Source organism: Streptomyces sp. NPDC031497, assembly GCF_055580905.1.
The window spans coordinates 40570-65504 of the sequence record NZ_JBVIKO010000029.1; the positions used below are offsets into that span (position 1 = coordinate 40570).

19 protein-coding genes and 1 pseudogene are annotated in these 24935 nt (G+C 72.0%); 8 read left to right on the forward strand and 12 right to left on the reverse strand.

Annotated elements, in window-relative coordinates:
* The first annotated feature begins 7 nt into the window (after positions 1-7).
* Positions 8-484 carry a DUF5990 family protein gene (locus ACZ5K7_RS40060; RefSeq protein ID WP_351707902.1) on the forward strand — a complete coding sequence of 159 codons (477 nt, stop codon included), beginning with the start codon at positions 8-10 and terminating at the stop codon, positions 482-484.
* Positions 485-491: 7 nt separating this feature from the next.
* Here ACZ5K7_RS40060 and ACZ5K7_RS40065 read toward each other — a convergent pair whose 3' ends face one another.
* The 5 genes from ACZ5K7_RS40065 to ACZ5K7_RS40085 form a co-directional block, all read right to left on the reverse strand.
* Positions 492-1514 (reverse strand): FUSC family protein, encoded by a 1023-nt coding sequence (locus ACZ5K7_RS40065; RefSeq protein ID WP_468921961.1) that lies wholly within the window; start codon positions 1512-1514, stop codon positions 492-494.
* 64 nt (positions 1515-1578) lie between these two features.
* On the reverse strand, positions 1579-2454 hold the full coding sequence (locus ACZ5K7_RS40070) for an aldo/keto reductase (RefSeq protein WP_468921964.1): 876 nt from the start codon (positions 2452-2454) through the stop codon (positions 1579-1581).
* 142 nt (positions 2455-2596) lie between these two features.
* Positions 2597-3958 carry a DUF5933 domain-containing protein gene (locus ACZ5K7_RS40075; protein WP_468921967.1) on the reverse strand — a complete coding sequence of 454 codons (1362 nt, stop codon included), beginning with the start codon at positions 3956-3958 and terminating at the stop codon, positions 2597-2599.
* 228 nt (positions 3959-4186) lie between these two features.
* Positions 4187-5293 (reverse strand): CU044_5270 family protein, encoded by a 1107-nt coding sequence (locus ACZ5K7_RS40080; RefSeq protein ID WP_351707914.1) that lies wholly within the window; start codon positions 5291-5293, stop codon positions 4187-4189.
* On the reverse strand, positions 5290-5940 hold the full coding sequence (locus ACZ5K7_RS40085; protein WP_468921970.1) for an RNA polymerase sigma factor: 651 nt from the start codon (positions 5938-5940) through the stop codon (positions 5290-5292). The genes ACZ5K7_RS40080 and ACZ5K7_RS40085 overlap by 4 nt, the downstream gene beginning before the upstream one ends.
* 268 nt (positions 5941-6208) lie before the next feature.
* Here ACZ5K7_RS40085 and ACZ5K7_RS40090 point away from each other — a divergent pair, with 268 nt between their 5' ends.
* Entirely contained in the window at positions 6209-7249 is a 1041-nt protein-coding gene (locus tag ACZ5K7_RS40090) for a LacI family DNA-binding transcriptional regulator (RefSeq protein WP_450972947.1), read from the forward strand.
* Between the two features lie 101 nt (positions 7250-7350).
* A complete protein-coding gene (locus ACZ5K7_RS40095) occupies positions 7351-9543 on the forward strand; it encodes an RICIN domain-containing protein (RefSeq protein WP_468921974.1) in 2193 nt (730 codons plus the stop codon).
* Positions 9544-9607: 64 nt separating this feature from the next.
* On the opposite strand, the gene ACZ5K7_RS40100 is transcribed toward ACZ5K7_RS40095, so the two are convergent.
* The 6 genes and pseudogenes from ACZ5K7_RS40100 to ACZ5K7_RS40125 form a co-directional block, all read right to left on the reverse strand.
* Complete coding sequence (locus tag ACZ5K7_RS40100) at positions 9608-11962, reverse strand: glycoside hydrolase family 3 N-terminal domain-containing protein (RefSeq protein ID WP_468921977.1); 2355 nt, start codon at positions 11960-11962, stop codon at positions 9608-9610.
* Positions 11963-12062: 100 nt separating this feature from the next.
* On the reverse strand, positions 12063-12983 hold the full coding sequence (locus tag ACZ5K7_RS40105) for a carbohydrate ABC transporter permease (RefSeq protein WP_468921980.1): 921 nt from the start codon (positions 12981-12983) through the stop codon (positions 12063-12065).
* The gene (locus ACZ5K7_RS40110; RefSeq protein ID WP_468922096.1) at positions 12980-13831 is read right to left on the reverse strand and encodes a carbohydrate ABC transporter permease; all 852 of its coding nucleotides are present in this window, start codon (positions 13829-13831) and stop codon (positions 12980-12982) included. The genes ACZ5K7_RS40105 and ACZ5K7_RS40110 overlap by 4 nt, the downstream gene beginning before the upstream one ends.
* 59 nt (positions 13832-13890) lie before the next feature.
* A complete protein-coding gene (locus tag ACZ5K7_RS40115; protein WP_468921982.1) occupies positions 13891-15069 on the reverse strand; it encodes an extracellular solute-binding protein in 1179 nt (392 codons plus the stop codon).
* Positions 15070-15441: 372 nt separating this feature from the next.
* Positions 15442-15918 (reverse strand): DUF5994 family protein, encoded by a 477-nt coding sequence (locus ACZ5K7_RS40120; protein ID WP_468921985.1) that lies wholly within the window; start codon positions 15916-15918, stop codon positions 15442-15444.
* Between the two features lie 41 nt (positions 15919-15959).
* Positions 15960-16148, reverse strand: a pseudogene (locus ACZ5K7_RS40125) (acyl-CoA desaturase); the annotation flags it as partial.
* A gap of 671 nt (positions 16149-16819) precedes the next feature.
* Between ACZ5K7_RS40125 and ACZ5K7_RS40130 the strand changes: the two are divergent.
* From ACZ5K7_RS40130 to ACZ5K7_RS40150, 5 genes are all read left to right on the forward strand, one after another.
* Positions 16820-17164 (forward strand): hypothetical protein, encoded by a 345-nt coding sequence (locus ACZ5K7_RS40130; protein ID WP_351707938.1) that lies wholly within the window; start codon positions 16820-16822, stop codon positions 17162-17164.
* Positions 17165-17286: 122 nt separating this feature from the next.
* On the forward strand, positions 17287-17571 hold the full coding sequence (locus ACZ5K7_RS40135) for a hypothetical protein (protein ID WP_351707941.1): 285 nt from the start codon (positions 17287-17289) through the stop codon (positions 17569-17571).
* A 21-nt stretch (positions 17572-17592) separates the two neighbouring features.
* Positions 17593-17949, forward strand: coding sequence for a DUF5994 family protein (locus tag ACZ5K7_RS40140; RefSeq protein ID WP_468922099.1), 357 nt, complete (start codon positions 17593-17595; stop codon positions 17947-17949).
* A gap of 73 nt (positions 17950-18022) precedes the next feature.
* Positions 18023-19738, forward strand: a complete 1716-nt coding sequence (locus ACZ5K7_RS40145; protein ID WP_468921990.1) for a PP2C family protein-serine/threonine phosphatase — start codon at positions 18023-18025, stop codon at positions 19736-19738.
* Between the two features lie 148 nt (positions 19739-19886).
* Positions 19887-22937, forward strand: coding sequence for an FG-GAP-like repeat-containing protein (locus ACZ5K7_RS40150; protein WP_468921993.1), 3051 nt, complete (start codon positions 19887-19889; stop codon positions 22935-22937).
* Positions 22938-23163: 226 nt separating this feature from the next.
* Here ACZ5K7_RS40150 and ACZ5K7_RS40155 read toward each other — a convergent pair whose 3' ends face one another.
* Entirely contained in the window at positions 23164-24732 is a 1569-nt protein-coding gene (locus ACZ5K7_RS40155; protein WP_468921996.1) for a hypothetical protein, read from the reverse strand.
* Between the last annotated feature and the right edge of the window lie 203 nt (positions 24733-24935).

A 24935-nucleotide genomic window follows, 5' to 3' on the forward strand; every position in this document is an offset into this window, starting at 1 on the left:
GGCCGGTATGCGTATCCGTATCGACGCCGTCGACCTGCCCGGCCGCACCCCTCCGGCCCCCGCCGGCAGCGACGGTCCCGCGTACGCCGGCGTCCATGTCGCCGTGCAACGCCGTGACCGTCCGGGCGAACTCCTCGGGCCACAGCCCGCCGACGCCGTGTCCGCGACGTGGACCCTGGAGTGCACGGCGACCGTCACACCCGACGGCATCGAGGTGACGGGCCCGTATGTGCAGCACCGTCTGGGCCGCCGGTTCGTGTACCTGTCCTGGTGCACGGTCGACGACTCGGGCGTCTTCGTCATGTTCCGTCGCGCCAAGCTCATGCTCGACGCGGTCCCCGCCGACGTGCTCGCCGCCGCCGCGCGGCACGGCCTGCTGGTCGGCCGGCTCGGCCTGACCGACGCGGCCGGCGGCCCCCTGTGCGCACGCGTCGAGCCCCCGCACGTCACCTGGACCGCGGGCGAAGGCCGATCGCCTCTCTGATCCGCCCTCAGCCCGGGGAGCCGTCACAGAGGTCGAGGATCTTCGTGAACGGTCTGCGGAGCAGTACGGCCACCGGGGCCGCGTCGTCCCTGGTGTACCGGGCCAGCGCGGCGCGGGCGGCGGCCGTGTCCTCGTGGGGGTCCCGTCCTTCGAGGAGGGCTTTCAGGGCGCGGCCGGTGGCCTCGGCGACCGGGAGGAGGGCTGTCCGGGCCCGGGCGAGGGCCGGAGTGGGTCCGTCGCGCGCGGTGAAGAAGTCGACCTCGGCGGCCAGCGCGAAGAGGTGGGGCGCGGCCCGGGTGGCGCGGCCGATCCGGTCGCTCAGTTCGGCCACCTCGGTCCGGTGGCGCCGGTGCAGCGGATTGAACCGCATGGCCTTCTCCGCGTCGCGGGCCTTCTCCCCGTAGCGGTGCAGCCGGTCCGCCTCCGCCTGCGTGTGCGTCCGGTTCGCGTACGCGGCGTCCGGCGAGCCGATGGCGCGGGTGCTGCGGACGAGGCCCTCCGTCAGGTCGTCCGCGTACTCCCGCGCCAGCGTCGCCGCCTCCCGGCGGGGGTTCCGCGGCCAGAGCAGCGGACCGAGGACGGCGGTGACCGCGCCGCCCAGCGCGTTCTCCCATAACCGGGCGAAGCCGTAGGACTCCGGTGTCGGGTTGGCGAAGACCAGCAGCGAGGTCACCGCGACCTGCACGTTCAGTGCCGTGCCGGAACTGATGACGGTCCCGCACAGCAGGGCCAGGCCCATCACGACGGCGAGGACGGCCGTGGTCGGCCGGAAGAAGTGGACCACGGTGACGCCCAGGGCCACTCCGGCCATCACGCCGAGAATCCTCAGCAGCAGTGCCGTCAGGGAGGAGGCGGAATCACCGCGCAGGCACAGCAGCGGAACGATGGCGGCGAACACCGGCGGCTGATCGGCACCGGCCCACAGCGCGGCCTGCCAGCAGAGCACCGCGATCACCAGAATGCGGGCCGCCGTCGGCCCCTGCGCCCGGAGCCTGGAGCGCACCCGCGGCCACGGCGAAACGCCCGTCACCTGCCCACCATAGGCACACCCCGAGACCCGCCGCCCGTCGGTGTGCGCCCCGTGAACCGGTGGCTCAGGCCGCTTCGCGTGCCGCCCGGGTGAGCTGGTCGACCTCCTCGGGGTCGAGGGTGAGCCGGGCGGCGCCGACGTTCTCGTCCAGGTGGGTCACCCGGGAGGTGCCGGGGATCGGCAGCATGACCTCCGTGCGGGCCAGCAGCCACGCCAGCGCGACCTGACCGGGGGTGGCCTCGTGCCGCTTGGCGATCGTGTCGACGAGACGGCCCGGCTCGACCAGCTCGCCCGCGGCGACGGGCGCCCACGGGATGAAGCCGATGCCCTCGCGCGTGCAGTGGTCGACCACGTCCTCCGACGTGGGGTCGGTGAGGTTGTAGCGGTTCTGCACGGTGACGATCTCGGCGATCCGCCGGCACTCCTCGATCTCGGCCACCGTGACCTCGGAGAGCCCGATCGCCACGATCTTGCCCTCGTCCTGGAACTTCTTCAGCTCGCCGATCTGGTCCTCCAGCGGCACCTTCGCGTCGATGCGGTGCAGCTGGAACAGGTCGATACGGTCCAGGCCGAGCCGCCGCAGGCTCATCTCGAGCTCCTGCCGGAGGTACTCGGGCCGTCCGACCGGGGCCCACTCGTCCGGGCCCGAGCGGGTGAGGCCCGCCTTGGTGGCGATCAGGACGTCGTCGGGGTACGGGTGGATCGCCTCGCGGATGATCTCCTCGCTGACATAGGGCCCGTACGAGTCGGCGGTGTCGATCAGCTGGACGCCCAGTTCGACGGCGCGGCGGACGACCCGCCGGCACTCCTCGCGGTCGGCCGGCTCGCCCCAGATGCCGGGTCCGGTCAGCCGCATCGCCCCGAAGCCCAGCCGGGCCACCTGCTTGCCGGCTATCTCGAAGGTCCCTGACTCGTGTGCGATCAGCGTGTCTTCGGTCATGACTTCCACGCTACTCCCGCACCGGGAATCCGCCTGGGCGCAGCCGTACCGGTCTGCCGGTGCGCGGCGGCCCGCCCCCGCCCGGGGTACGCACACCTGGTACGCGCACCTGGCGGGGCATGCCCGTCGTGCCGCTGCCGGTCTACCGCATCGCCCCCGGCCGCAGCGGCTGACGGGATGTCAGGAGAGGTTCCGCCACGGGCCGGTGCTGTGTCCGTACGTAGCCGTAGACCACCGAGGCCAGTGTCAGCAGGAGCAGCGGGCCGGACGCCCACGGGTGCCTGGCCATCTCCAACGGCAGCCAGCGGTACGACACCAGGAGCGCGGCGAAGACCGTCGCGCCGTAGGCGGCGAACCGGAGCCCCGACCGGTCCCAGCCGCGGTCGAACGCGCGCAGCGCCGCCTCGACCGTGAGCGTGAACACCACGCCGGCGATGAGGTCCACGCCGTAGTGGTAACCGAATCCGAGCGTCGCGGTGAGGGTGGCGACCAGCCAGAACGCGCCGGCGAAGCGCAGCAGGCGCGGGCCGTTCCGGGAGTGGATGAAGATCGCGACGGCCCAGGCCGTGTGCAGGCTGGGCATGCAGTTCCGCGGGGTGAACCCGTCGAACGGCATGGGGTGCGGGGGGTCGACCGGCGGCGGCGTCCGCGGCCACCAGTCGGCCACCGCCCAGTGGCCGTTGCCGGGGCCGAGGCCGTGGCCGTGGCCGTGGAAGTGACCGCCGGGCGGCGGGTCCGGCCACAGGCTGACCGAGGCCCAGTGCTCGGCGCCGGTGCCGTAGGCGAAGACCGGCCCGACCACCGGGAAGATCATGTAGACGGCCGGCCCGATGAGGCCGATCACCAGGAAGGTGCGCACCAGGTGGTGGCGTGGGAAGCGCCGTTCGACCGCCACGTGGCGCAGTTGGTACAGCGCGACGACGACCGCGGCCACGGCGAGCTGGCCGTAGACGATGTCGAGGAGGTTGAAGCCGACCGGGCCGGCGGCGGTGACGATCCGGCCGACCAGCCACGACGGTTCGGCCAGCGCGTGATCGGCGGTGGCCACGTACTGGTCGAGTACCGTCGGGCGGGTCTTGGAGGTGAGGAGCAGCCAGGTGTCGCCGGTCTTGCGGCCGGTCACCAGCAGCAGGCCCAGCCCGACGCCCTTGAGCAGCAGGACCCGTTCCTGGCCGGTGCGGCGGGTGACCGCGACGACCGCGTGGCCCAGGATCACCCACAGGGCGCCGTTGCCGAAGGGATGGCCGTCGGTCACCGGGGCGTCGAGCGCCCAGCGGACCGCCGCGATGGCGATGTCGATACCGATCGCGGCGGCGAGGGCGACGCACCGCTGCCGCCAGGTGAGCACCGTCATCATCAGCGCCATGCCGGCGTACAGCAGGAAGCCCGATTTGGGGGCGAGGATCACCTCCCGCGCCTGTTCGGTGATCGGCCCTGGCAGGCCGTAGCGTCGTGCGGCGATCTCGAGTGCCAGGAGGAACCCGAGGGCCGCGACACCCGCCACGGCCCAGGGTCTCGCCCCCGGTCGACGCCACAGGGAGAGCGGTGTTCCATAGCTTCTTCGCGAAGGAACCCGCGGTGGTATGGATCTCAATTTCCGGCCGATTTGTTAGACGACGACACCTGTCCGATGAGGGAAGACGGAGGGATCGCCTGCCGGGTTCCGGTCTCGTTCAGGAAAGACCCCCAGATTGTTCACCCGGGGGCCTCTCGTGGCGAGACCTCGGACGTGTCAGCCGGACTGGGACGGGGTCTGCTTGATGCCGTCGACGATGGCGCGGTTCATGACGGCGTTGGTGAACAGCACGGTGCCCGGCACGATGAGGGCGTCGTCGCCGGTCATCCGCTTCACCTGGACCGTGCGCTCGCCCAGGAAGACATCGCTCTTCCTGTCGAAGATCCATTCCTCGCGCTGACCGCTGGTCTCGTCGAGCCGGGCCACCGCGACACCGTGCCGGCCGGCCGCGTCCACCGCGTCGTTCACCACGACGACGCCGGGGATCTTCGCGGCGGCCTTGAAGAGCGCCGGGTAGAGCTTCGCCGGTGGGTAGCTCTCGCCGAGCAGGTCGCCGATGGTGGTGAACGCCTCCTGGTCGGGGGAGTTCCCCTGCCCCTTGGTCTCCTTGTAGATCTTGGCCAGCAGGGCGTCGGGATCGGTGGTCAGCTTGGCCAGGTAGTCGTACGACGGAAAGTTCAGGTTCGCCTTCGGGGTGTTGCCCTGCTCGTCGGGCAGGCTCAGGGTCTCGCCCTCGGGGCTGTCGTTGGTGGCCGGGTCGATCAGCCAGCCCTTGGTGCCGTCGGCGGACCTCCACACCTGGCGGGTGTGCAGCTCATGGCTGGCCAGGGAGGTCCCGGCGTCGGTGGACTTCACGAAGGTGTCGGCCGACCTGGACTCGACGTAGACGTACTGGCCGGGCCTGACGTCCGGGTGGGACGTGTCGGCCGCCGCCAGTGCGATCCGGTCCAGCAGCTGCGGTACGCCGTTGCTGGTCGCGGCGCCGACGGTGGTGGTCAGGGCCGGTCCGGTGGCGACGCCTTCGTCCTGGACGCCGCTGCCGCCACCGGAGACGGCCACCCCCACGACGACCACCCCGGCGAGGGCGGCGGCCAGCGCGGGCAGGGCGATCGCGGGGCGCGGCAGCCGCAGCCGCCGGGTCCGCGCCCGGTCCGCCGGCTGCTCGGCCGTGCGCTGAGCCGCCTGGGTCTCGTGAATCTGGGCCATCATGCGCTCCTTGTGGAACTGGTGACGGCCCGGCGGCAGGTCGCGCGTCGTCCGGTCGAAGAGCCGGTCGCCCTCGTCCCGTTCGGCAGCGTTCTGCCGGGACGTGTTCGCGTTCATCGGTTTCCTTCCTGTGCGGGCCGGATCGCGTGTGCGTGATCGCCTCTTGTCTGTCGGCCGGGGCCGCCGCCTTCCCGATTCCCGGGAGTTGCTCCAAGATTTTTCCGACGCCGTGCCGTTTCGGCGTCAGCGAGCTTGCGGAGCTTCCTGCGGGCGCGGGAGAGCCGGGAGGCGACCGTGCCGACCGGGATGCCGAGCGCCTCCGCCGCGGCCTCGTAGTCCAGGCCCTCCCCGAGGCAGAGCGCGATGACCTCGCGCTCCGGGCGGCGCAGCGACGCGAGCGCGGTCAGCGCCGTCGCGAGGCGCTCCCGGTCGTCGAGCCGGGCCGCCACCTCCTCGGCGTGGTCGGGCACCGACAGCTCGGCCGCGGCGGCCGCCGTCGCCGCCGCCCGGTAGCGCCGGTTGCTCCGGTACTGGTTGCGCGCGGTGTTGGTGGCGATACCCAGCAGCCACGGCCGCAGGGAACCGCCCGTCGGATCGACCTTCTCGCGCAGCCGCCACGCCTCCATGAAGGTCGCGGCCATCACGTCCTCGGCCGTCGACCAGTCGGCGGTCAGCCGGAAGGCATGGTTGTAGACGGCGCGGGCGTAGCCGTCGAAGAGCTCGGCGAACGCGCTCGAGTCCCCGGCCCGTATTCGGGTTCGCATAGGAGTGCTCACCTCATTGAGCTGTGCGGCACCCGGCACCGACTTCCCGTGACCTGCGCCACACTCGCCTCTGGTGCGCCCTCCCGCGCGGCGGAGGCTCATCATGCACGAGGGGCGGCGGGGCCGACAGGCCCGGTTCGCCCTGGACGGCGGTCCCCGGTATTGCCTCCCCGTACCGGCCGCCGTTACCTTGCGGCGGGGCTTGCGGCCAGGCACGCGGTGCGGTGCGTCCGGCGCATCGACGCGCGGCGTACGGAACGGACATCGGGTGACAGGTCGAGGCAAGGGCCGGCAGGAGGCACAGCACGGCCTGCTCACGAACATCGCCGCCGAGGCGGGGGTCTCGCTCAGCACCGTGTCCAAGGTGGTGCACCGGCGCCGCGACGTCGGCGCCGCGACCCGGGACCGGGTCGAGGAACTGCTGGCACGGTACGGGTACGTCCGCCCGTGGGAGCGCGATCCCGAGACGCCCCGGCAGATCATCGTCGTCTTCCGCGACCTGTCCGGCCCGTACACCCTGGAGGTCGCCCGGGGGATCGTGGACGCCGCCGGTGAGCTGGGCATCGACGTGGTGACCGGCACGACGAGCCGGCGGTCGATCTCCGCGTGGCTGGAGGAGTGCGTGGCGCTCGGCGCGGCCGGGCTGGTGATCGTGATCTCGATGCTGGCCGAGGAGGACCAGCGCAGGATCGTCGAACAGCGGCTGCCGGTCGTGCTGATCGACCCGCTCAGCGCGCCCTCCGAGGACATCCCGAGCATCGGCGTGACGAACTGGAGCGGCGCCCGGGACGCCGTCCAGCATCTGCTGGACCTGGGGCACACCCGGATCGGCATGGTCGCCGGCCGCTCGCACTCCCTGGCCGGGGCGGCCCGCGTGCACGGCTACCGGGCCGCGCTGGAGGAGGCCGGGGTCGCCTACGATCCGGCGATCGTCCGCTCCACCGACTTCGACTACGCCGAGGCGCTGACCGCCAGTCTCCAGATCCTGCGGGCCGACGACCCGCCCACGGCCGTCTTCGCGGCCAGCGACGCACAGGCGCTCGGCGTGCTGGAGGCGGCCCGGCAGCAGGGGCTCGCCGTGCCGGGTGACCTGTCGGTGATGTCCTTCGACGACACTCTCGTGGCGGCCATGGCCTGCCCGCCGCTGAGCGCGGTGCGCCAGCCGTTCGAGGAGCTGGGGCGCGAGGCGACCCGGGTGCTCATGGACCTCGCCCAGGGCCGGCCGCCCGCCTCCTCGCGGATCGAGCTGACCACGGAACTCGTGGTGCGCACCTCGACGTCCGTTCGCCACCGCGTCAATACCTCGTAACCCGCGACCGCGCGAAACCCTTTCGCAATGTGCCGGTGACAGTGCCGGGCCGCCTACGAATACTGGCTTCCTCCCCGCACCCCCGTGGCAAAGGAACGCCGGTGAAAAGATCCTGGGCGCGAAAGGCCTTCGCTTCGGCGACGGCCCTCTGCATAGGCGTGGTGGTCGCCCTCGCCTCCGCTACGGCCGCGTCGGCGTATCAGCCGAGCCCCGCGAATCTGTATACGGCGGACAACACCGCCGCCTGCAACAAGAGCCCCTGTGTCCTCTACCCGAAGTCGGCCCAGCTGCCGGACGGCCGGCTCGTGGCCACGTTCGAGAACAGCCAGAGCGCTCCCGTCGGCCAGACCCTGCCCATCTACAAGAGCGACGACTCCGGCACGACATGGGCGAAGCTCGCCGAGGTCAAGGCCCCCGCCTACCTCTCCGCCGACTCCGCGTACGCCAAGTACACGAGCAACTGGACCAACCCGTACCTGTACGTCCTCCCGCAGAGCGTCGGCTCCCTGAGCGCCGGCACGCTGCTGCTCGCCAGCATCGTCTCGGGCGACGACTACTACTACGAGGAGCAGAAGGCCGCCAACTCCAGCTGGACGCCGACCAGTGACGGCGACCGCAAGGACGTGGCGCTGGCCCTGTACGCGAGTACGGACGACGGTGCGACCTGGAGCTTCCAGAACATCATCGCGGCCGGCGGCTGGCAGGGCGGCAGCGCGGGCAGCGTCGGCCGGGTCTCGACCGCCAACACCCACGCCCAGGTCGACCCCGTCTGGGAGCCGCACCTGCTCGCCCACAACGGTCAGCTCATCGCGTACTACTCAGACGAGGACGACTACACCGGCTACAACACCACCACCGGCGCCCCGACCCTCGACCCGGCCAACGACACCGCGACTGACTCCGGCGGCCAGGTCCTCCTGCACCGCACCTGGGACGGCACCAGCGGCTCCGCCTGGAGCAGCCCGGTCGTGGACGTCCCCGGCTCCACGGTGAGCATGGGCAGCGGAAAGACGGAGATCGGCGGGGGCCGTCCGGGCATGACGACCATCGCCCCGACGACCGACGGCAAGTGGCTGCTGACGTACGAGTACTGGGGCGGCGGGACGAACGTCCGCTACCGGATCTCCGACGACCCGACGAAGTTCTTCTCCGCCACGGACGCCGCGATCACCGCACTGCCCGTGCCCTCGGGCGGGGCGACCCTGTCCACCGGCGGCAGCCCGGTCCTGCTGCCCATGCCGGACGGCCGGATCGTCTACAACGCCGCGGGCAGCGGCGACGTCTGGGTCAACGAGTCCGGGCTGTCCACCGGCACCTGGAAGGAGTACAAGACGCCGATCGCCGCCGGATACAGCCGAAACCTCCAGTACGTCGACGGCACGGGACGCGTCCTGATCCTCCAGGCGTCCTGGAGCGGCACCAGCGTCGGCCCCGTGAAGTACGCCGAGGTCGACCTCGGCCGCTCCGACGGCGCCTACTACAGCCTCGTCAACCGGCTGACCGGCCAGGTCCTCACCACCGCGTCCGGCAAGACCCAGGACGCGAACCTCACCGGGAACACCCCCGACCTCGTCCTCGGCGCGGCCGACTCCACCGCCGCCACGCAACGCTGGCACCTGACCGCCAAGGGCGGCAACGTCACCCTGCTCAACAAGGCGGGGGGCCGCTCGGTCGCCATCTGGACCGGCACCGCGACGGCCGGGCAGAAGCTCGCCCAGTGGGTCGACGACGGCGCCACCGACAAACAGTGGACCCAGGTCGCGTCGTCGACCAGCGGCTACTACAAGCTCCGCTCGGTCCTCAACTCCAGCCTCTACATGACCGGTTCGACCGCCGGCGGTGCCGTTACCGTGGCGGCCGCGACCACCGACGGCTCCCAGGACTGGCAACTGGTCCAGGACCCGCTCCCCACGGCCTCGACCTTCACCCTGAAGGGCGCCTACTCCGGCCGCTGCCTCGACGTCCCGAACGGCTCGACGGGCGTCCAGGTCCAGATCTACGACTGCTCGGGCAACGCCAACCAGACCATCACCCAGACCACGGCCGGCGAACTCCGCGTCTCCGGCAAGTGCCTGGCCGCGAACGGCGACGGTACGACCGCGGGAACCACGCTCATCCTGTGGACCTGCAACGGGAAGTCCAGCCAGAAGTGGGCGTTCCGCGTGGACGGCACCATCGTCAACCGCTCCGACGGCCTGGTCATCGACGTGACCAACTGGGGGACGGCCAACGGCTCGAAGGTCGAGCTGTGGACGGGGCTGGGCACCGCGACCCAGCAGTGGAGCCGTAGTTAGGTGCCGAGCCGAAGAAGCGGCGCCACCGCGTCCACCGGTGGCGCCGCCTTCTCGTACCCGCTCGCTACGCCCGGTCGACGCTCACCGGCACCCCGTGCTGCCGCAGCACCGTCGCGTCCCGTTCCTCGCCCACCAGCCGGATCGCGGTCCGTACCGGGGTGTCCAGGCTGGAGGAGCCCGCCTCCAGCAGGATCTCGCCGGGCTCCACGACGCGGTGGCCGGCCAGTCCGCTGAAGGCCAGGCGGTCGGTGTGGACGTGGAAGCGGACCGTCGCCTCCTCGCCGGGTTCGAGGGCCACCTTGGCGAAGGCCAGCAGCGCACGCACCGGGCGGGTCACCTGGGCGACCGGGTCGATCGCGTACAGCTGGACGGTCTCGGCGCCCGCGACCGCCCCCGTGTTCCGCACCCGCGCCCGCACCGTGAACTCCCCCTCCGTGGGCACCTGTTCACGGTCCACGGACAGCTGGTCGACCGCGAACGTCGTGTACGAGAGCCCGTGTCCGAAGGGGAACGCGGGGGTCGGGTCGAGGTTGGACAGGAAGCTCTGCCGGTCGCCGAGCGGCGGGTGGAGGTAGGTGTACGGCTGGCCGCCCGGCGAGACGGGGATCTGCACGGGCAGCTTGCCGCTGAAGTTCGCCTTTCCAGCGAGGAGTTGGGCCACCGCCCGGCCGCCCTCCTCGCCCGGCAGGAACACCTGCACCATGGCCGCGGCGGCGGACGCGAACCGGCCCACGGCATAGGGCCGGCCGCTGCTCACGACCAGGACGACGGGCTTCCCGGTCGCCAGGACCGCCTCGACCAGCTCCTCCTGGACGCCCGGCAGCCGCAGATCCTCCACGTCACAGCCCTCGCCGGAGGTGCCGATGCCGAACATGCCCGCCTTGTCGCCGACGACCAGGACGGTGAGGTCGGCGCCGGCCGCGGCCGCCACGGCGGCGGGCACACCGGAGCGGTCCTCGTCCCGGACCGGGCAGCCCTGGACGAACTCCCAGTCCACGGCGGGAAGTTCCTCGGCCAGCGCGGTGCGGAGCGGGACGGCTTCGACACCGTTGCCGAGGTCGTCGCGGCCGGCGAGGACATGGTTGGGGAAGCTGTAGCAGCCGAACATGGTGCGGACGTCGTCGGCGCAGGGGCCGATCAGCGCGATCCGCCCGCCGGACGGGAGCGGCAGGGTGCCGTCGTTCGAGAGGAGGACGGCACTGGACCGGGCCACGGCCAGGGCGAGCGCACGGCTGGCCGGCTTGTCCAGGTCCAGTTCGCCCGCGCGCAGGGCGGGGGACCGCGGGTCGAAGTCCGCTTCCAGCAGGCCGAGTTCGGCCTTCTGCCGCAGCACCCGGCGCACCGAACGGTCGACCAGCTCCTCGTCGACCGCGCCCTGCTCCACGGCGTGCACGAGCGCGTCGCCGAAGCCGCGCTGGTCGGGGAGTTCGACGTCCATCCCGGCGCGCAGGGCGAGCACCCCGGCATCGGGCAGGTCGGCGGCGACCCGGTGGGCTGTCACCAGGAAGGGCAGCGACCAGTAGTCGGAGACGACGGTGCCCTCGAACCCCCAGGCGTCCCGGAGGACGTCGGTGAGCAGGCGGCGGCTGGCGGCGGGGGCCTCGCCGTCGATCTCGGCGTAGGAGTTCATGACCGACCGCACGCCCGCGGCGACCAGGCGCTCGAACGGCGGCAGCAGGACGTCGTGGAGCTCGCGGGGCCCGGCCTGGACGGGGGCGTGGTTGCGGCCGCCCATGGAGGCGGAGTACCCGGCGAAGTGCTTGAGAGTGGCGTACACGCCCGCGCTCTGCAGGCCGGTGACGTATGCCTCGCCCATCTCCCCGACCAGGTACGGGTCCTCGCCGTAGGTCTCCTCGCAGCGGCCCCAGCGGTAGTCCCGGATCACGTCGACGACCGGGGCGAGCCCCTGGTGGACGCCGGCCTCGGCCATGTCGGCGCCGATGGCCGCACCGACCCGCCGGATCAGCTCCGGGTCGAAGGTGGCCGCCATGGCGAGGGAGGTGGGGTAGATCGTCGCCCCGTAGGCGGTGAACCCGGTCAGGCACTCGTCGTGCGCCATGGCCGGGATGCCGAGCCTGCTCTGCGCCATGACCTGCCGCTGGCGGTCGGCCAGCGCCCGGGAGTGTTCCAGGGCGGGCCTGGGCAGGGTGCCGTACGGGCGGGTGAGCTGGCCCAGGCCGTGCCGGGCGGTCTCGGTGAGGTCGCCGACCCGGTCGAAGATGCTGGTGCCCGGTGCCACCTCGGGGCCGGCCGGTTCGACGTCCTCCCAGGCGCTGCTGAGCTGCGCGACCTTCTCGGCGAGGGTGAGCCGGGCGAGCAGTGCCTCGACCCGTTCGGCGACGGGGAGGGCGGGGTCGGTCCAGGGACGGCCGTCCTCCTCCTGGGGGAGGCCGCCGTGGTCGGGCATGGTGGTCGTCATTCACGACTCCTCGGGGAGTTGCGCGGGCATGCCGACGGGGCCGGGCGCGGGGCCCGGCCGTCGTACGGGGGTCAACTGCTCAGCGCTGTGGGTTACTTGGCTACTTGGAGAAACCGGCGGTGAGGCCGGCGACGAGCTGGCGCCGGGCGAGGATGAACAGCGCGAGCATCGGGAGGGTGGAGAGCACCACCGCGGCCATGGTGGCCGGCACGTCGATGCCGAACTGGCCCTTGTAGAGGGTCAGTGCCAGCGGCAGTACGGCCTTGTCGCCGCTCTGGGTGAGGATCAGCGGGAAGAGGAAGCCGTTCCAGACCTGGAGTCCGTCGTACACCGCGACCGTCATCAGGGCGGGGCGGGCCAGGGGCGCCGCCAGCGACCAGAGCATGCGCCAGTCGCCGGCGCCGTCGACGATCATGGCCTCGAACAGCGAGCGGGGCACGTCACGCAGGAAGCTCACCAGGATCATCACGGTGATCGGCAGCGCGAACGCGGCCGACGGAAGGACGATCGCGAGCAGGCTGTCGTAGAGCCGCATTCTGATGATCAGCAGGTACACGGGGATGATCACGGCCTGCAACGGGATCGCCAGGCCCAGCAGGAACAGCCGGAACGACAGCCGGGACAGACGGCTGCCCGCGCCGCGGACGATCGCGAACGCGGCCATGAGGGCGAAGGCGACCGCGAGCACCACCGTCCCGGCGGTGACGACCACGCTGTTGAGCAGGTAGGTGGTGAAGTCACCGTCCAGCACGGCCCGGTAGTTGTCGAACGTCGGGTGGGCGGGGAGTGCCAGGGGGCTGTCGGTGGTGAAGTCGGCGCGGGCGCGCAGGCTGGTGACGACCAGCCAGTAGACGGGTACGACGACGATCGCCGTCCACACGAGCGTGGCGCTGCCGCTGAGGGCGCGGCGGAGGATGCCGGGCAGGGGGTTGGGCCGTACCGGCCCTGGGGTCGCCGTGCCCCGGGCGGGGAGGTCCTCCGGTGCGGTGGTGGCGCGGGCCTTGGTCACGGTGGTGCTCACATGCCCTCCTGCCGGCTGTCCATCCGGGTGAAGCCGGACAGCCGGGTGGTCAGCAGCGACAGGCCGAGGCCGACGACCACCAGCAGGGTGGCGACGGCACTGGCCCGGCCCATGTCATGGGTCTGGAATCCGGTGATGTACATGGCCAGGGGAAGGACCCGGGTGGCGGTGCCGGGGCCGCCGGTTCCGCCGGACAGCACGAAGATCAGGTCGAAGTAGGTCAGCGACCCGACGAGCATCAGGGTGCTGGAGGTGACCATCGTGTACTTCAGCTGCGGCAGGGTGATGTGCCGGAAGCGGGCCGCCGGTCCCGCGCCGTCGAGGGCGGCGGCCTCGTACAGCGCGGTGGGGATCTGCCGTATCCCGGCCTGGTAGAGCAGCGCGTGGAACGGCACGAACTGCCAGGCGATCACGAAGATCACCGTATACAGCGCGAGGTCCGGTGAGCCGAGCAGCGGCTTCGCCAGCCAGTGCAGACCGGGTGTGGCGCCGATGCCGAAGGACGGGTCGAGCAGCGCCTGCCAGGTCAGGCCGATCGCCACCGCGGACAGCAGCAGCGGCAGGAAGAACAGCACCGCGAACAGTGCCCGCGCCTTCCCCCGCGGCGCCTGGAAGACGCCGAGGGCCAGCGCGATCGGCGTCTGGACCAGCCAGCTCACCGTCATCACCTTGACGGTGAGCCAGAGCGACTGCCAGGTCGCGCCGTCGGTCAGGACGTCGCCCCAGTTGGCGAAGCCGGCCCAGCCGATGGAGCCCAGACCGTCCCAGTCGGCGAGGCTGAGCGCCAGCACGCCGACGAGGGGGACAAGGCCGAACAGGCCGAAGAGGAGGAGGGCGGGGGCGGCCATGAGGAGGCCGGAGCCGGATCCGGTGCCCCCTCTCCGGCGCACGGTGGTCGTGGTGACGGTCACGACCCCGCCTTGCTCATGTTCGTACCGAACTCGGCGGGCGAGATCTGCCGCAGGAACGACTTGTCGGTGTTGGTCAGCAGCGGGTCCGCCTGGTCGGAGGGCAGCGCCTGGTCCCAGGAGAGCTGGAAGCCCGGGGCGTTCTGCACCAGGTCGTAGACGAACGTCAGCCACTGCTTGTCGGACGACGACTTCACGGCGGCCAGCTTCGACTCCAGGCCCTTGACCGGCGGCACACTGCCGGCGGCGAGGTAGGCGTCGACCTGGGAGCCGTCCAGGACGTAGTCCTTGAGGTAGGTCAGGGCGGCCGACCTGTTCTTCGTCGAGGAGTTCAGGGACAGGAAGTTCGAGGGGTTGCCGACGATGCTCTTCGGGTCGCCGGCGCCGCCGGACAGCGACGGGAAGGCGGTGTAGCCGAGGTCGCCCTTCTTCAGGAAGTCCGGTGCGGCCTTGGCTATGTTGGCGTACTCCCAGGTGCCCATCACCTCCATCGCGGCCTTGCCGGTGTAGAGGAGGGCCGTGGAGGCGCCCTGGTCGTAGTTGACGGAGGAGGCGTTGTCGCCGAAGGCACCGGCCTTCGCCAGGTCCTGGAGGTACTGGTTGGCCTTGGTGACCGACGCGTCCTTCCAGCCCTCGGCGTCACCGGAGGCGATCTTCGTGAAGACGTCCGAGCCGCCCTGCCGGTCGAGCAGGTACTCCAGGTACATCAGCGTCGGCCACTTGGAGTTCGCGGCGAGGGACAGCGGGGTCACGCCCTTGCCCTTGAGCTTCTTCACGGCGGCCAGCAGGTCGGCGTACGTCTTCGGCGGCTGGACGCCCGCGTCGGACAGCACCTTCTTGTTGTAGTAGAGGACGACCGGGGCGAGTCCGTTGGCGGGGACGCCGTAGACCTTGCCGTCGAAGGTGGCGCTCTGCATCACGCTCGGGGTGTACCGGTCCGTGCCCGCGTCGGCCTGCGTCAGCGCGTCGACCTTGCCGGCCTCGACGTAGTCGTCGAGCGCTCCGCCGCCCCAGCTGAAGAAGATGTCCGGGGCCTGGTTCGCGCCGAAGGCGACGCGCAGCTTCTGCTTGTAGTCGTCGTTCGCGAAGAGCCGCAGGGTGATCCGCGCGTCCGGGTGGTCCTTGTTGTAGGCGTCGACGGACTCCTTGAGGATCGTCTGGTCGCTGAGCGCCCACATCGTCAGGCCTTTCCCCGACGAGCCCGCAGACGATCCGGACGGTCCCGAAGTCCCGCACGCGGCAAGGGCCATGGCCGCCGCCAGGGTTACGGCGGACGCCACGACGCGACGAACGCGCGGGCTTTCGAGATGTCCGCTGACCGGTGTTCTCCGCATGGTCGTGCCTCTCTTGTATCCCCATACCGTCGGTGAGCGAGGCAGATCGGGGACTCGTACGAAAGGCTTTCGTACGCGGGGTTGCCGACGGCCTGCCTGCTGGCCGGGACACTGACACGGGATTCACGGCAGGGACAAGCGAGGGAAATGCCTCGGTTACGAAAGATTTTCGCGAACCGTGGCAAGTGGCGGAGATACGGCGGCGAGGCGCCCGGGTCAGCCTTCCCGGAGGTCACCCCGGAGGTCACCCCGGAGGCCACGCCCGAGGCCGTCCCCAAGGTCCTCCCCGAACCCGTCCCCGAGGCCACCCGCCGCGGCCGCCATGAGCGATTCCGCGGCGTCCTCGGCGGTGTCCGGAGGCACGACCACCAGGTCCCAGCGTCCGCGGCCGGGGGCGAGCAGGACGACGGTGTGCGGGGCGTTCGCCGCCAGGGCTCTGCGCAGTCGTACGACCTGGTTGGAGACGAGTATCCGGCCGGGCGTCGCGGACCACGCCGCCCCGTTGACGGTGACGCTGGCGATATGGCCCCAGTCGCGCGGCAGCCCGGCCAGCAGACGCGGGAGTTCCACGAGGAGGTCGTAGGAGCGCGGCCACCATGCTCCGTCGATGGACCGGGGCAGGTCGCCGTGGGGTGCCAGGTGCAGGCGGAGGACGGGGTGGGAGGGAAGCGCGGGCTGCAGTGCGGTGCTCATGAGGCTCCTGCCAACTGACGTAAATGGATGCGTGGTTGCCGTCAGGCACGGCGCGCGGCGACCCGGTCCGGCGTCGGCCGGCGCACGTCGTACACCCAGCCGAGGCGTTCCAGGAGGCGGATGACGGCGGCCGACGGGTCGATCTGGCCGCGGTCGGCACCGTGCCGGGCGCTGGTCGGGTCGGCGTGGTGGAGGTTGTGCCGGCTCTCCCCGAAGGAGAGCCGGGCGAGCAGGCCGGTGACCGTGCAGAAGACGGCGGCGAGCAGGATGTCGGCGGGGTGGATCAGCCGGCCCCACAGCAGCCGGCCGGGCAGGCCGAGAGCCACGAACGGCAGGACGACGATCACCGCCGTCACCGCCACGTACAGCCGCTGCCCGCCGTCGCGCGCGGGCGCCGGTCCGTCCGGCGGGAAGGGCGAGACGCCGTCGTGGCCCCGGGGCGGCGATGCGGTGTCCGGCGGGCTCGGAGCGACGGGGGCGGTCGGGGGCACGGGGGCTCTGGGGACGGACGGCATGGTGGGGCTCCTTGACCTGGGCGAAGGCCGCTGGGAAGGAGGCGCGGCCGGGGTCACGGACTGCCCCTGGGGGATGGGTGCTGTGCTGGAGCCGGCCTGTCGGTAGGCACGACGCACCCTCGCTCCCCCCAAAGTACTCCCTCCCGCTCCTCGTGCGGGGGACACCCGGCGGGCGCCGACCGTCGCCCGCCGGCCGGACGCGCCCGGCCCCGCGTCGCGTTGACACCCGTCGTCGCCGGACATTGACTGGCAGGACGACCGAGGGCCAGGCCATGAAGGGCAGGCCGACCGGGGCCCCGGAAGCCTGGAGCAGGCCGTCGAGAAGGTGACGCGAAGGCCGTCTCCAGGCGGTGCCCCCCATCGCAACGGAAGCGGTACACACGACGATGTACGACCAGACACGCGCCCAGCAGCCCGCGGACCGGCCCCCGGGCTCCGGCGAACGCCGCACCACGGGCCCGGAGCCGCTGCTCCCCCCGGAAGAACGGGACGAGATCGTGCGCCGCCTCGGACATGCCGTCAACACCTTCGCGGACACCCCGCGTGAGGCCCTGGAGGAGGCCGAGGGCGCCTTCGACGAAGCCGCCGCCCAGCTCACGAAGGCCCTCGCGGAACTGCGGCAGGTCCTCCGCACGGGCTGGCAGGACCGGGACCCCGAGACGGACTCCACCGAACTCAGGCTCGCGCTGAGGCAGTACCGGGAGCTCACCCAGCGGCTGCTGCGCACCTAGGCGGCGGCCGGGGCGCCCGCCGGTCGCCCGTGGGGCCGCGGGACACGCCGGAGTAGAGTGGGTGATCCAGTCCGAGTCCGTCTCATACCGGGACACCGAACTCCGAGGTCGCCGTGCAGTCCATGCAAACACCCTCGGACGGGTATGCCGCGGTCCGTATCGTCGCCGCCTCGCCCGAGGTCGCGCGGAGGGTGGCGGAGGTGCTGCGCCACTGTTTCGCCGCCGCCGAGCAGCGCAGTTATCCCGCGGGCCCCGACGGAGGAACCCTGCTCGATCTCACCGTGGACACCACCCGCGCGGCAGAACCCGCACGGTCCTGGCTCGAAACCAGCCAGTCCGGGCGACGGCCCGCCGGCGGAGGCGGGACGGCGTCCGGGAACGGCTCCTCAGGCGCCGGTGCGGAGTAGCGTGGAACGACCGCGGGACGGATCACCCGTATCGCGGTCGACCCGCGTGACCGGCCGGTCCTCCCCTCCAGGATGTCCGCCAACGGCCATGTGGTGAGGGCCGGTTGGTCCGCCGCGGAGCTGGATCCACACGAGATCCTGCTGCTGTCCCGCACCGCGGGCCGCTGGGACCTCCTCGCGATCCCCCCGGAACCGGTGCCCTCGCGGGCGCCCGGCCGATGGCCGGCGCGAGGGCGGCGCCCGGCGGCTTTCCGTCCGCCGGCGGTGGCCGCCCGATGGGGCGGGTACTCGGGAGGTGCGGGGGCGGATCGTCGTGTCGGCCATGCGGGCGGGCTCCGACCGGGAGACCATCGGACCCGGGTGTGTCGGTTTCCCTGACGTGCCCGCGGTCTCCGGTGCGAGGCCGCGACGGCTGGAGGGTGCGTGGTGGCGGGTGCGTGGTGCGGGTGCGGTGCCCGGTGCGGGAGACGAGGGGCGGTCATGGCCGGCGGCCGAGCCGGGATTCTGGTGGCAGGTCGTCGCCCAGCTGAGCACGGCCCTGATGGTGCTGGATCCGGCCGGACGGATCGTCGCCCTCAACCCGGCCGCCGAGCGGCTGCTGGGCCGTGCCGTCGGCGAGATGCGCGGACGGGACGCGCACGATCTGCTGCACCGGGACGCGGGCGGCGGCACGCTCCTGCGGGAGCGGTGTCCCCTGCTCCAGGCGCTGGCCGAGGAGGTCCCCGCGCGCGGGGAGGGCGACAGCTATCTGCGCGGTGACGGCCACCTGATCACGATCTCCTGGTCCGCTTCTCCCCTGCGGGACGGCGGCTCCTTCAAGGGCATCGCCCTGATGTTCACCGACGTCACGGGCGACCACGGCGCGGGTCGGGAACGTGCGGCCTATACGAGCGCCCTGGAGGACCTCAACGAGCGGCTGACACTGGTCGCGGAGATCACCGACGTACTGGGCCAGACCCTGGAGACGGACGAGGCCCTGGCCCGGCTCGGCCGCCTGCTGGTTCCCCGCCTGGCCGACTGGGCGGCCATCGACCTCCTGACCCGTTCCGGGCAGGTCCACCGCATGGCGGTGACCGGTCCCGCGGGCCGGGACGGCGCACTGGAGGGCGGGCGCGAGCGGCTACCCGATCCCGCGGAGGGGGACCGCTCACCTCTCGTCCACGTACTGAACAGCGGTGATCCCGTGCTTCAGGACGAGGCCCGCACGGCCGCGCCGCCCGGCTCCCCGCTGGCCGCGGCGTACAGCGGGTTTCTGCGGACGGTGCGCGCGAGGTCCGTCCTCTCGGTGCCGCTGGGGTCCGGACGCCAGATCACCGGCGCCCTGACGCTGGTGCGCACCGACCCGGCGCACCCCTTCGACACCGCCGACCTGGGGGTGGTGACCGACATCGGGCGCCGGGTCGGCCTGGTCATCGACAACGCACGGCGGTTCGGCCGCCAGCGCGCCGTCGCCGAGGCCATGCAGCGCAACCTGCTCGCCCCCCTGCCCCAGCCCGGCCGCCTGCGGCTGGCCGCCCGCTACCAGCCCGCCCCGGCCGGCTCCCAGGTCGGCGGCGACTGGTACGACGCGTTCGAGTTGAAGGACGGCACGCTCGCGCTGGTCATCGGCGACGTCGTGGGCCACGACCTGACCGCGGCGGCCGGGATGGCCCAACTGCACGGCATCCTGCGCTCACTGGCCTGGGACCACACCGGGCCGCCCGGCGCCGTCGTCGACCGTCTCGACGACGCCATGCCCGCCATCACCACCGTCTCCATGGCCACCCTCGTCCTCGCCCGGGTCGAAGGCCACCCGCACACCGGGCCGTGGACACTGCGGTGGACCAGCGCCGGCCATCCGCCGCCACTCCTCCTGACCCCGGACGGACAGGCGCGCTACCTCGAAGCCGGACAGGGAATCCTCCTCGGCGCCTTCCTGGGCACCGAGACGAGCCGACCCGACGCCACGCAGCCCCTGCCACCGGGCTCCACCCTGCTGCTCTACACCGACGGGCTGGTCGAGGTCCCCGGCAGCGACCTCAGCACCGGCCTGGCCGGGCTGCGCCGCCACGCCCTCGCGCTGGCCCACGCGCCGCTGGACACGCTGTGCGACCAACTGCTCGCCCGCATGCCGCCCGGCAGCACCGACGACGTGGCCCTCCTCGCCCTGCGCCTGCCGGCTCTGTGACAGGTCATGCGCAGGTAAAATGCTAGGATCCGGCCACTCGCCCGGGGGGGTGTCCGAACGTCATAGTGCCGCACGTCCATGACCTGCGGCTCGACGGCGTGCGCGCAGGTCTCTCCGGTCTCGCTCACCCTTCCTGGAGAGGTCCCGCATGGGCAGACGCGCGCTCGTACGAGGCGCCACCGCCGCCGCTGTCTCCTGCACGCTCGCCCTCGGGCTCGGCCCGCTCATGGCCGGCAGCGCGCAGGGGGAGACGGTCACCGGAGAGGTGGTCGTGCCGGCCACCACGGCCATGGTCCCCCGGACGGGCCTGCTGAGCGCGGGGCCCTCGGGATTCCTCCGGTACGAGGAGGGGCGGGGCCAGCTGTGGACGACGTACGACGGTGTCGACACGGTCGTCGACGCGTCGGGCACGGACGCGTACGGCGTCACGAGTGCCGGCGCGGGCTCGGACGTCGTCGCCCGCTACGACACCTCCGCCAGGACCGTGACACTGCGGAACATGACGTCCGGTCAGGTCAGTACCGTCGAGCTGCCCGACGGGTACGCGTACTTCAGCACGCTCGGGTCGACGGTCGTCACGACGGCGGGGACGCCGGGCACCGACTCCGTGTGGCATCTGCTGGACGCGCGGGACGACGGTTCCGTCTCCGACCGCACGGTGGAAGGCGTCCCCTCCGGCGTCTACCTGACGTCCGCCGCCGGGCTGGGCGACGCGCACGGGCAGGTCGTGCAGTACCGCAAGGGCGACGACGACGTCACCGGCTGGCTCGACATCGAGCAGGGGCGCTTCACCGCCCTGCCGTACACCGTGCGGGCGTGGTACTACCTGGTCGCGCTCAGCCCCACCCACCTGGTGTGGTACGAGGACGGCACCCTGCACGTCGCCTCCCGCCAGAACCCGGCCGCCGCCGTGCGGACCGTGCGGGTCGGCGAGATCTCGCAGGTGCTGGGCCTGGTCGGCGACAACGTCATCGTGTCCCGGTACGACTCCTCCCTGGGCCAGAACGACACCTACCGCGCGGTCTCGCGGGTCGAGGCCGTCCCGCTGGACGGCTCCGCGCCCCGCACGCTGCTGGCCAGGACGTCACGGCAGGCCGTGCCGACTCCGGACGGCGGGCTCCTGGTCGCGGGCGGCGCCGACACGGATCACTGGGGTGTCTCCCTCATCGAGGCGGCCGCGGGCGGCGGGGTCACCGTGCGCCGGATCGCGGACGCGTACCCGCGGAAGACCGCCCACGCGGTCTCCCAACTGACCCTCACCCAGGGGCGGTTGACCACCATCGAGCAGGACCCCGTGGGTGACTGGTCGTATCTCCACACCCGGGAGACCGGCGTGGCCGACTCCCCCACGGCGGGGGCCCGCACCACCCGCGGCCGTATCGTGCTGGAGAGCTACTCGGGCAGCCGCCCGCGTCTCCTCGACACCGGCGACGGCCGGACGGTCATCTCCGGCTACGGCACGAGCGCCGCCCAGCAGCCCCAGCTCCTCGGCGCCGACCGGTCGCTGCCCGGCACCCGGATCGACAGCTCCCGCAGCTACCAGACAGCGACCGCCGCGAACGGCCGTTTCGCCGCGCTGACCAGGCCGTACGACAGCAAGGGAGTGGCGGAGACCCGGGTCGTCGACCTCGACTCCGGGCGCACGGTGTACACGACGACGGACAGCGTGCGGGCGATCTGGGGCACCACCGTGTGGGTTATGTCCGGCAACGACACCGTGGTCCCCTACGACCTGCTGACCGGGAAGCAGGGCGAGCCGGTGTGGTTCGGGCGCGGCTGCCTCCTGAACGACTTCCAGGCGGTCGGCCGGTGGCTGCTGTGGAACTGCGTGCTCGGCTCGGAGGGCCAGGGCGTCTACGACACCGTCACGAAGCGGAACCTGACGCTCGCGGGCTCCGACTGGGAACAGGCGCAGCTCGGCGACGGCTTCGTCGCGACCGTCGCGGCCGGGCAGTTGAAGGTGATCGACGTCCGCGGTGGGACGGCCGTGTCGCACACCGCCGGGACGTTCGAGGGGAACGCCTGGGACGTCGACCCCTACACCGGCGTGATCGCCCAGCTCCGCTCCGACAACGCCATCCGCCTGACCTCCAGCGAGGTTCCCGTCTCCGCCCTCGTGCAGCGCGACGCCACCGTCGCCGCCTCGGTGGACGTCAAGGGCGGCGCCGCGCAGTGGAGCCCGAAGTGGTGGCTGAACAAGCCCGCGGCCTCCTGGAAGCTGGTGGTCGACAACAAGGCCGGTACGGCCGTCCGCACCCTCTCCGGCGGTCCGGCACGCGGAGTGGTGACCCCGGCCTGGAACGGCAAGGACGGCTCCGGCCGCCTTGTGCCCAACGGCGCCTACACCTGGAAGCTGACCGTCACCCCCGCGGACGGGCAGGGGGCGGCGCTGACGAGGACGGGCACGGTCAAGGTCACCGGAGCCGCCCCGGCCCGCCGCGACTTCGTCGGGACCGACGGCTTCGGCGAACTGATGACGCTGACCGGCTCGGGCGGGCTGGCGTACCAGTACGGGACGGGGAAGGGGACGTTCACCGGGAAGCGGACGGGCTCCGGGTGGCCGGCCACGGTGAAGGCGGTGCCCTTCGGCGACCTGAGCGGAGACCGCTGCAACGACGTGCTCGTGCGGTTCAGCAGCGGTGCGCTGCGCGCCTACCGGCCCGCGTGCGGGGCGGCGGTGACGCCTTCCACCGCGTACACCTCGCTGGGCAGCGGCTGGCAGCAGTACGACGTGCTGACCGCGCCCGGTGACGTGAGTGGTGACGGCCGACCGGACCTGATCGCCCGCAACACCTCCACCGGCACCGTCTATCTGTACAAGGGCACCAGCGCCGGGAAACTCTCCGCCCGCGTCAAGCTCTACGCCGACTGGAAGACGTACAAGAAGATCGTGGGCGCCGGTGATCTGAACGGCGACGGCATCGGTGATCTCCTCGCGCAGGACAAGGCGAACAACCTGTACCGCTACGACGGCACCGGCAAGGGCACCTTCAAGGCACGCGTGAAGCTGTTCGCCAACTGGGGCGGCTCGTACAACGCGATCGTCGGGGTCGGGGACATCACGGGTGACGGCAGGGCCGACCTCGTCTCCCGCGACACCTCCGGCACCGTCTGGCGCAACAACGGCAACGGCAAGGGCTCCTTCGGCGGCCGTACGAAGATCGCCACCGGCTGGCAGGGGTACAAGGGCGTCTTCTGAACCGACCCTCGCCATCCCGCGGGCCCGGACGACATCACGCGTCCGGGCCCGTTCCGTGCGGCGAACCGACGGCCGCCCGTGGCCGGTCGCCAGGGGGAGCCCGAGGAGGTCCCGCCGACAGGCGCGGCCGGTCCGGCCGGTCTGGCCGCAGCGGACGTCGGGACGTGGCCGATGCCGGGCACCGGGTGCTCGGGCACGGCTCGCCCGCGATCCGGCGACCGCGGTGTCAGCCGATGGCGTACGCCCGGTACACCGTCTCCACCGAGCGGTCCCCGGCCGAGTCGGTCACCTCGGAGCGCAGGGCGACGGCGCCGGAGGCCGGGTTGTGGACGGATGCCTGCCAGGTCGAGCCGGAGTGCTTGACGGTCGCCGCCTTCCAGGTCTTGCCGCCGTCGGCGGACGACCAGACCCGGACGGACTTGGCGGTCACCTTGGTGAACTTCAGGTCGGTGCCCTGGGAGCCGCGTGCGGCGCTCACGCCGACCGTCGTGGTGCTGTCGGGCGCGGCCTGGTTGCGCGTGTTCAGCCCGGTGGGCAGGAAGCGGGTCAGGAACACGGGCGCGACCGTCGCCTTGGCCGGGTCGGCCTTGAAGTACCAGTCGAGGGTGGCGCGCGAGGACAGCATGCCGGCGGGGAAGGTGATGCCCGGGCGGTAGCGGTGGGCGTCGACGGTCAGGCGGTACCAGCCGGCCGAGCGGGCCCCGGCCGAGAACACGGCGTCCCCGGTGCCCCAGTTGGTCAGGGTCTGCTTCTTGACGGTGGTGCTTCCCCTGGACAGGACCACCGTCTCCTTCGTCGTGTCGGCGCTGTTGACGCCGACGTCGGGGTCGCCGATCAGGGCGTCCGGATGGAAGGTGACGGACTTGTCCCCGATCAGCGGCAGGTCGTGCAACGGACCCCACACCGCCCGGCCGAAGGACTGGGTGACACTCTGCCCCGCCGTCAGCGTCCTGACCTTCGGGAATCCGCCGCTGACGCCTTCGCCGTCGCTCGCGGAGACGTAGTCGCGGGGCTGCCAGGTGCCGGGAGTCACATGGACGGTGGCGCTGTACGGTGCGTCGTCGTCGCGGACCTCGGCCTTCAGGTCGGTCGTGCAGTCGTCGACCTTCGGCACCGCCTGGATTGCGGTGCCGGTCTGACGACCCATCTGCGTACCGCTGCGTACCGAGAAGTGCACCGTCGCCAGCTTCGACCGCGTGAACGACCCACCGGGCGCGGCCGGGATGCCCGTGGTGTTCTTCACGGCGACGTAGCTGTCGTCGCCCGACCACTGTGCCAGGTACCCGAACTGGAGCAGCTTGGAGGAGTTCGGGATGGCGTAGAGGGCGCCCTCGTCGTTCCAGCCACCCGCGCTGAAGGCGGAGGGCGTGTTCCCGACGGTGGCGGCGCACACCTGTGCGCTGATCCGCGGCGGGCCGGTCACGTCGGCGGGCGTGTCCAGTGACACCTTGACGGCCTTGCCCTTGCGCGCGTCGAGCGTCACCGACTTGCTGCCTGACACCTGGACGACCTGCGCGCCGATGGTGTCGGTGCCCAGACCGTCCTTGGCGCTCTCGTAGATGTCGGTCATCGCGAGGTAACGCCCGGACGGCAGGCTGATCCGCTTGCCGGACTTGACGCTGTACGTATGACCGGACGGCACGGCGACGACGGTGACCGTCGTCGAGACCTTGCCGCCGTGCCGGCCCGATGTGGTGACGGCCAGTGAGGCCGACGCCGCCTGTGCGGAGACGGCGGAAGCGGTCAACGGCACCAGCGCGGCCACACCGACGAAAGCGAGCGATCTCCGTAGCATCCCCGTCGTCTCCCCCTCCAGCCCCGAAGTCGGCCAATCGTAGCCATGTCAGGGACATGGAAGATCAAGGTGTGGGGATACGCCTGATCAAGCTGTGGCAAAGCCGGGGCCTGGCGGGATCGGGCTCTCACTCGGTGGTGTGAACTTCTTCCCGTCATACCCGTAGCGGCTTTGAGTGCGGCGGTTTTGGGGTGTTGTGTCCC